General features: G+C 65.1%; 1 protein-coding gene. It reads right to left on the reverse strand.

The window, feature by feature from the left end:
- Positions 1-819, reverse strand: an 819-nt coding sequence (locus tag OP495_RS18970) for an ABC transporter permease (protein ID WP_280571232.1), incomplete at its 3' end; no start/stop codon positions are given.
- Positions 820-919 lie beyond the last annotated feature (100 nt).

Here is a 919-nt window from a genome sequence, read left to right on the forward strand (position 1 = left end):
CGCGCCGGTGAACAGAAACGGGATGAAAGTCAGGGTGGCGACCATGGCGTTGGGCAGCACATGGCGCCACATGATCAGGCGCGATGGCAGCCCCATGGCTCGCGCCGCGCGTACGTACTCGAGGTTGCGTGCGCGCAGGAATTCGGCACGCACGATGTCGACCAGCCCCAGCCAGGAAAACAGCAGCATGATGCCCAGCAACCACCACAGGTTGGGCTGCACCAGGCTGGCGAGGATGATCAGCAGGAACAGCACCGGCATACCCGACCAGATCTCGATGATGCGCTGGCCGATCAAATCGACCTTGCCACCGAAATAGCCCTGTACACCGCCGAATAGGACGCCCAGCGCCATGGAGCCCAGCGTCAGGACCACGGCGAAGACTACCGACAGACGAAAGCCGTAGAGCACCCGGGCGAAGACGTCGCGGCCATGATCGTCGGTTCCCAGCCAGTGGCGTGGCGAGGGCGGCGAGGGGGCGGGCCCGGTCAGCTCGCGGTCCAGCGTGTCGTAGGAGAAGGGCACGGCCGGCCATAGCATCCAGCCCTGCGCGGCGATGTTTTCCCGCACGGTGGGATCGCGATAGTCGGCCGTGGTGGGGAGGAAGCCGCCGAACTCGGTGTCGGGATAATCGAATACCACCGGGGCGTACCACTGGCCTTGGTAGTGCATGACGATGGGCTTGTCGTTGGCGATCAACTCGGCGCCCAGGCTGACGATCAACAGCAGAGCGAAGGCCCACAGCGACCACCAGGCGCGTCCGTTGCCGCGAAAGACCTGCCAGCGGCGGCGGGCGATGGGAGACGGCCGTGCGCGCATGCGAAGTGTCATCATGCCCCCCGTGTCGCGAAGTCGATGCGCGGGTCGACCCACACATAGGTGAGATCGGAGATCAGCTTGAGCACCAAGCCGATCAAGG

It is taken from the genome of Chromohalobacter sp. 296-RDG, assembly GCF_029889885.1.
In the GTDB taxonomy this organism is placed as follows: Bacteria; Pseudomonadota; Gammaproteobacteria; order Pseudomonadales; family Halomonadaceae; genus Chromohalobacter.